The sequence below is a fragment of the Streptomyces sp. NPDC005761 genome (genome assembly GCF_040630635.1).
GTDB lineage: Bacteria > Actinomycetota > Actinomycetes > Streptomycetales > Streptomycetaceae > Streptomyces.
Genome location: NZ_JBEXXX010000062.1, coordinates 20,663 through 27,380 on the forward strand (window position 1 = coordinate 20,663; position 6,718 = coordinate 27,380).

Sequence of the window (6,718 nt, forward strand, 5' to 3'; positions counted from 1 at the left end):
CGGTTGCCGGTGGTGCGGCGGCGGGGTGACCGGGGTCAGGGTGCGTTGGAGTACCTGGGTCTGACGTTGGTGGTCGTGGCGATCGTGGGTGCCCTGGTGGGTACGGGGATCGGTGCGGATCTGACGGCGAAGATCGGTGTGCAGGTCTGCCGGATCGGTGGCGGCGGCAACTGCGGTGGTGACAGCGGGAGCCAGGCGCAGGGCGGGGATCAGAATGCTCCGGGGCAGGGGGATCCGGCTTCGGACAAGAATCCTGACGGTTCGCCGAAGTCGCCCGAGCAGGTGGCGTACGACAAGGCGCTGAAGGATCTCCAGGACGCGCAGAAGGACGAGAAGTCCAACAGCGACAAGGCGATCGAGGCGGCGAAGGAACTCGCGAAGATCCTTGCCGACGAGCTCGGGATCACCGATGCGCTGGACTGCATCACCAAGGGCGACATGGGCGCCTGCACGGAGACGTTGATCAACGTTCTTCTCAGCCTCGTCGGTGGTGCGGTCGGGAAACTCGCCGCGAAGTACGGGGCGCCCTGGAAGTGGAAGAAGGCCTACAAGCTCATCCAGGCCCTCAAGAAACACGGCGGCGACCTCTACGACGGCCTCAAGGGACTCATCAAGAGCCGGAAGAAGGTCAAGGACGCCGAGAAGGCCCTGGAAGACGCGGGCAAGAAACTCGACGACACCAAGAAACCCAAGAACGACAAACCCGACGAGAAGAAGCCGACCACCTGCCCGGCCAAGCACAGCTTCCTGGCCGGCACGCCGGTGCTCCTCGCCGACGGCCGCACCCTGGCCATCGAGGCGGTCCGTCCCGGCGATCTGGTGACCGCCACCGATCCGGTCACCGGCCGGACCGGCGCCCGCCGCGTCGAGCGGGCCATCACCACCTACGACGACAAGCACTTCACCCGGCTGACCGTCCGGACCGGCGGGTCTCCGGCCCGGCTGACCGCCACGGACACCCACCCGTTCTGGGTGACCGGCCAGCGGCGCTGGAGGGACGCGGGCGACATCGGCCGCGGCGACACGCTGCGTACCGAGACCGGCGCGACGCTGACCGTCACCGGAGCCACGCGATACACGCAGCGGCAGACGACGTACGACCTCACGGTCGAGGGCGTGCACACCTACTACGTGGGCATCGGCTCCGCGAACGCGCTCGTCCACAACACCGACTGCGACCTGTCACCGGAAGAGCTCGAGGCGGCCCGCAAGCCCGGTGTGGGCGAAGGGGATCCCAAGAAGTTCAAGGACCACTTCCAGCGTCACAAGAAGCTGATCGAGGACGCGCTGGGCACCAAGTACAAGAAGCTCAAGGAGGACGGCCCGCAGTTCCGGCAGGACATCGCGGACGCGATCAAGGACGGTACGTTCGAGCTGGTCGGCAAGGGCACGTTGAAGAAGGGCGAGCCCGAGGGGCTGATCTATCGTGGCAAGGGCGTGACGGTCGTCCTCAAGGAGAACGGTGACTTCTGGACCGCCCTCAAGAGCGGCGAGGGCATGGACACCGGGATCGTGATCACGAAGAAGGTGCCGGTGAAGTAGCCGGCGCGGCAGGTGCCCGGCCGACGGCCGGGCAGGAGCGGGGAGCGGACATGAGCGGTTGGCCGACGGCCGAGAAGGCACTGCGCGGCCATGCCGTCCGCGATGTCCTCCTCCCGGGATTCCTGGACCGGGACGAGGATGTCCCCGAGTTCCGTCCGCAGCCGCTCGTCGTCTGGCTCCGGCTGGACGAAGGGCTGCTGCGGTTCGAGTCCGCGGGCCAGTTCGACCGGCTCGACACCACGGCGGTGGACGGCGTCCGGTGGGACGACATCGAGCTGCTCGCCGAGGCCGAGGAAGAGGTGATCGTCGCCTCGTGCGGTGAGCAGCTCTTCGGTGACGGCCGCGACGAACTGCGCTGCACCCGCCTGCGCGTCTACCGTACGCCGGGCGCCGACGACGGGGCCTGCACCTGCCTGGCCCTCGACTTCGAGGGCGGGCACTCCCTGTTCCTCGATCCGACGTGGACCTTCGGCATCAGGATCGGCAACGCGTCGGACGAACAGCGGTGGCTGAAGCTGTACGGCGCCGAGGGGGCCTCCCTCGTCGCCGAAGTGCCCCTGTCCGAACGTGCGTGAACGGCTGTTGCCCAACCCCCGTCGCTGGAAGGGGTGCCGGGCAACAGCTCTGCCTGGTCGCGGGCCGGGTCAGGGCAGCTTCGCCGCCTGCGCGGCGACGAGTTCGGCCGGGAGCTGCGGGGTCTTCTCCGTGAGGAAGTCCGCCACGTAGAACGTGACGACGGTCGATCCGGTACGCACCAGCTGGAAGACCAGCGGCACCTTGTCCCCCTCCATGCTCCCGGTCACCTGGTAGGCGATGCTCTCCTGACCCGCCGGGGGCAGCGGGAGCTGCTTGACCTCGGTGTACGTGGAGGGGCCGTCCTCGCTCGACGTACGGAAGCCGCCCGCGCAGGCCTGGACGGCGTCCCGGACTCCGCGCATGAGCTGCTGCGCCGCGTCCTTGGGGTGTGCGGTGAGGATCTCGGTGACGACGGTCTGGTCGTCCTTGCCCTCCTCCGACTTGTCCATGACGGTTCGGAAGACGGTGGCGGCCGCGGCCGGCTCGGGCGCGCCGTTGATCACCGCCACGAGCGGTTGGCAGTCCTTGTTCTCGGACCGTTCCGTGCCGCTCTCCTCGCCGCCCTGCATGGGGGTGACCTCGTAGTCCGCCACCTCACCGGTGGTCAGTGCGATCCCGGCCAGCCCTGCCTTGTCGAGGACCTTGCCGTTGCTGGTGGGGGTCGAGGTGGGCGCCGGGGCGGCGGAGTCGCTCGCGGCAGGGTCCGAGGAGGGGGTCCCGCTGGGCTTCGCGGTCGCGCCCGCGGCCTTCCCGCCGTCCTGTTCGGACGTCTTCCCGTCCGGCCCGCAGGCGACGGCCGTCAGGCAGAGCACTGCTGTGGTGGCCGCCATGGCTGCCGTACGTGCCTTCATCACTGACCGCTCCTCACCGGCGGAGCGCTACCGCCGACGTCGTTCCCGTACGGACCGTTCACGCTAACAACCGGAGCGGCCCGCACGCTTGGGCCCACGGACCCAACTCACGGCGGGCCGGAACCGAGCAGCGTCCACGCCCCGTACGCGGCCGAGGCTGCGGCGAGTACCGCGAGGACCGTCGCCGTGCGGGCCGGGGAACGCAGCCGCAGCAGGGCGACGGCGGGCGGCAGCAGGAGCGGGAAGGCGGGCATCATCAGCCGGGGCCTGGAGCCGAAGTAGCCGGCCCCGATCAGCGAGATGACGACGACGGCGATCCCGTAGACGAGTACCGGCAGCGGCTGGCGCTGCCGCACGCACAGGGACACGAGCCACCCCAGGGCCGCCAGCGCCACGCACAGCCCGAGCATGCCGGGCAGCGGCAGACCGAGGATGAAGGAGGCGAGGGCCGCGCCGCCGTCGATGCTGTTGCCCCACTGCGCCTGGACGTCGAAGTAGGCGAACGGGCTGCCTTCGCGCGCCGCGACGAACACCACGTACGCGAGCCAGCCCAGCGGCGCGACGACCACACCGAGGACCATCCGCCCGTTGCGGCGCACGATGCCGTCACCGGCGCCGCTCCGGTACTCCCGTACGAGCGTGACGGCGGCGGTGATCGCGAGGGCGGCGATGAGCGCGGCGGCGGACGGGCGGGTCAGCCCGGCGAGCGCGCACAGGACGCCGGCCACGATCCACCGGCGGGTCAGCACCGCGTACAGCGACCAGGCCGCGAGCGCGGTGAACAGGGTCTCGGTGTACGCCATCGACTGGACGAACGCCGTCGGGTACACGCCCCACAGCGTGGCCAGGACCACTCCGGCCCGGCGCCCGTACAGCCGGGCCCCGACGGCGAAGATCCCCCCGGCGGCGAGGAGCCCTGCGGACCACGCCACCAGCAGCCCGGCGCCCGCGAGGCCGAGCGGGGTGACCTCCGCGATACCGCGCTCCAGTGCGGGCAGCAGGGGGAAGAAGGCCAGGTCGGAGTGGACGCCTCCGTCCGGGAGGGTGACCGTGTACCCGTAACCGTTCTCGGCGACCCTCTGGTACCAGACGGAGTCCCAGCGCTCGGAGAGCAGGTGCAGCGCGTCCTTCCCCCCGGCCGCCGCGGCGGCCCAGAGGACGGCGAGCCCGACGATCCGCACCGCGGCGTACGCGCCGAGCGCGGGTGCGGCTGCTGCGAGGGCCGCGGCGACCCGCCCGCGCAGCGGCCGGCGCTCCGACGGCTGCGGGAGCGGCCGGGAGCGGCTGACCTGAGGAGGAGGGGCTGCGGGCATGCAGCCGATTGTCCCAGCCGCCCCGCACTCCGGCGGTCGCGGCCTCATGGCCGGGATCCGGATGCCTCGCGCTCACGCCCACCCGCGCGCGCCTGGGCCCAACTTTGGGGCCATAGGCCCAGGTCACACCGGTCGGGCCGCCGTACGCTCCCACCACGCCCGTTGTTCGGAGCATGCCAGCGGCGGGCCGGGTGAGTGACGTCGGAGAGGGAGAACCGTGAACGGTGGCAGCGGCTGGGGAAACGGAAGCGCGGGGCACGGAGCCGGCCGTGCGCAAAGAGCGGGCGGCGGCGCACTGTCGGCGCTGGCCCGGTGCTGGGCCGTCGGCGCCGTCGTCCACGTCATCGCCGCGTACGTGGCCTCACGCGGGCTCGTCGACATGCTGGCCACCGACGAACGGCTGGACGTCTTCACCTGGCGGTTGGGGCTCCAGCACGTGCCCGCCGTCCTCACCACCGTACTGACCGTGCTGGCCGCCGTCCGGGTCCTGCCCGCGGAGCAGCGCACGTCCCGCCCCCTGCACCTGTCGGCCGCCCTCGGCGTCCCGCTGGCGGCCCTCGGCTACGGGTACGCGGTGCTGTGGCAGAACTCCGACATGGAGGCGGTCCTGATGCCCGTCGTCACCCTGGTGACCGGAGCGGCGGTGGGCCTGTCCGTGGACCGGCTGATGGACGACGGCGACAACGGGTCGCCGCAGGCCGCCCCGTACTACTGGCGCGACGGCGGCGCCACCGCCACGGACTACATCGGGGGGATCCTCGTCGCCACCGGCATGGTCGCGGCACTCGCCACGGCGGGGGCCGGCGGCTGAGGGGATCCTGTTCGGGTCGTGCCGGACCCACGGGCCCGGCACGACCCGAACAGGCAGGACGGGAGCCGAGGGCCGGGGGCGGACGGAACAGCCGTCCGCCCTCGCCGTGTCCGCCACCTCACCGGTTGGGGACGTCGCTCCCGTAGACGATCCAGGGCGACTGCTCGAACGAGTTCACCCCACCCAACTGTGGTTGCATGGCCGCTACTTCGGGGCGCACCGCGAGTGTGTCGGGCCAGTGGTCGAAGTAGACCGTCCCGCTCACGACGAACCCCCTCCAGTCGGTGGCCGCCGACGCACCCTCCCGGTCGACCACGAAGCCGACGCACAGGACCGACGCCCTGCCGATCGCCTCCCGCACGGCGCGGACGACCGTTTCCCGCTCGTCCCGTCTCAGGCCTCCGAGTGCGAACTGCAACGCCACCGTGCCGTCGTCGATCCGGCGGACCCGGACGGCCACCTCGGAACCGCTGGGCAGCCAGAGCAGGAAGTCGACCTGGTCCAGGCGTTGCAGGCCGGCCAGGAGCACGAGTTGGTCCCGTGTCACCCAGGACTGGGTGACGGACGGCCGGGGCCCCGGCCCGATCAGGGTGATGCGCCGGGTGACCGGGTGATCGGGCGCCGCACGCCCGCCGCCTCCAGATCGCCGAGCAGCGACTCGGCGTCGGGGCGGCTCCAGCCCAGGTGGTACGAGTAGAAGAATCCGTCACTCATCGACACGTCACCTCATGAAGAGAATCCGGGCACCCCGGATTCACCCCGGCCCATGCGGGATGAGAGGTGGCCGCCCTGCTGGTCAGGTAGAGCGTGGAAGATCCCTGCGCACGGGAGCACGCCCGGCCCACCGCCGGTCGGGCGGCGTCGCGAGGGGCTCACGCTTGGTCACCACGAGCCTAGTGAGCGCCGTCGCCCGGTGCGTGGGCCCACGGGCCCACGCAGGACCCCAATGCCGCACGAGGGGCGCTTCCGCCGCGACACCGGCCGTCGAGCGGTGGACAGGGCCGCAGCCGACCGGCCATCGTGTACGCCGATGACACGCACCGATTCACCTCCCGCCTGGGACGAGCGCACCCAGCTGACCACCTTCCTCGACTACGCCCGGGCCACCGCGGTGGCCAAGTGCGAGGGCCTCTCGCAGGAGGACGCGATCAGGGCCCCGCTCCCGGGTTCTCCCCTGATGACCCTCGCGGGTCTCGTCAACCATCTCCGCTGGGTCGAGTACTTCTGGTTCGAGGTCGCCTTCCTCGGCGGCCAGGACGAGGGCCCGTGGACGGACGAGGACCCCGACCGCGAGATGCGCATCGCCGTCGACATGCCGCTCGCCGACGTGCTGGCGGAGTACGAGGAGCAGTGCGCCCGCTACCGCGAGCTCGTCGCGGCCCATGACCTGGACACCCCGGCCAAGAACCCGCGCAGGGACGGCCGGCACCCCGATCTGCGCTGGATCCTGCTGCACCTCGTCGAGGAGACGGCCCGGCACAACGGCCACATCGACATCATCCGCGAGATCGTCGACGGCACCACCGGGGACTAGGGCGTGTTTCGAAAGTAGCGCCGTCCGCCCGGAGGGCGGGTCCGGCGGCGTCTGGTGCGTGCGATCGCAAGGCGGAGGGTCGCCCCGATAC

General features: G+C 71.3%; 6 protein-coding genes and 1 pseudogene. 4 read left to right on the plus strand and 3 right to left on the minus strand.

Features of this window, described 5'->3' with window-relative positions; all coding sequences use genetic code 11:
• Nucleotides 1–75: 75 nt before the first annotated feature.
• Entirely contained in the window at nt 76–1,542 is a 1,467-nt protein-coding gene (locus ABZ434_RS33870) for a polymorphic toxin-type HINT domain-containing protein (protein ID WP_359145194.1), read from the plus strand.
• Nucleotides 1,543–1,592: 50 nt separating this feature from the next.
• Nucleotides 1,593–2,117, plus strand: coding sequence for a hypothetical protein (locus ABZ434_RS33875; RefSeq protein ID WP_359145197.1), 525 nt, complete (start codon nt 1,593–1,595; stop codon nt 2,115–2,117).
• A gap of 69 nt (nt 2,118–2,186) precedes the next feature.
• Here the strand turns inward: ABZ434_RS33875 and ABZ434_RS33880 are convergent, their stop codons facing one another.
• Nucleotides 2,187–2,969, minus strand: a complete 783-nt coding sequence (locus ABZ434_RS33880) for a hypothetical protein (protein ID WP_359145200.1) — start codon at nt 2,967–2,969, stop codon at nt 2,187–2,189.
• 107 nt (nt 2,970–3,076) lie between these two features.
• Nucleotides 3,077–4,282, minus strand: coding sequence for a hypothetical protein (locus ABZ434_RS33885; RefSeq protein ID WP_359145203.1), 1,206 nt, complete (start codon nt 4,280–4,282; stop codon nt 3,077–3,079).
• A 217-nt stretch (nt 4,283–4,499) separates the two neighbouring features.
• Here ABZ434_RS33885 and ABZ434_RS33890 point away from each other — a divergent pair, with 217 nt between their 5' ends.
• Nucleotides 4,500–5,093, plus strand: a complete 594-nt coding sequence (locus ABZ434_RS33890) for a hypothetical protein (RefSeq protein WP_359145206.1) — start codon at nt 4,500–4,502, stop codon at nt 5,091–5,093.
• A gap of 118 nt (nt 5,094–5,211) precedes the next feature.
• Here ABZ434_RS33890 and ABZ434_RS33895 read toward each other — a convergent pair.
• Nucleotides 5,212–5,807, minus strand: a pseudogene (locus tag ABZ434_RS33895) (hypothetical protein).
• Between the two features lie 316 nt (nt 5,808–6,123).
• On the opposite strand from ABZ434_RS33895, the gene ABZ434_RS33900 reads away from it, so the two are divergent.
• Nucleotides 6,124–6,627, plus strand: coding sequence for a DinB family protein (locus tag ABZ434_RS33900; RefSeq protein WP_359145209.1), 504 nt, complete (start codon nt 6,124–6,126; stop codon nt 6,625–6,627).
• Nucleotides 6,628–6,718: the final 91 nt, after the last annotated feature.

What these genes read in the sequence shown, in the direction of transcription:
- ABZ434_RS33880 (WP_359145200.1), bottom strand. Translation starts at nt 2,969, where the DNA reads ATGAAGGCACGTACGGCAGCCATGGCGGCCACCACAGCAGTGCTCTGC.
- ABZ434_RS33875 (WP_359145197.1), top strand. Translation starts at nt 1,593, where the DNA reads ATGAGCGGTTGGCCGACGGCCGAGAAGGCACTGCGCGGCCATGCCGTC.
- ABZ434_RS33885 (WP_359145203.1), bottom strand. Translation starts at nt 4,282, where the DNA reads ATGCCCGCAGCCCCTCCTCCTCAGGTCAGCCGCTCCCGGCCGCTCCCG.
- ABZ434_RS33900 (WP_359145209.1), top strand. Translation starts at nt 6,124, where the DNA reads ATGACACGCACCGATTCACCTCCCGCCTGGGACGAGCGCACCCAGCTG.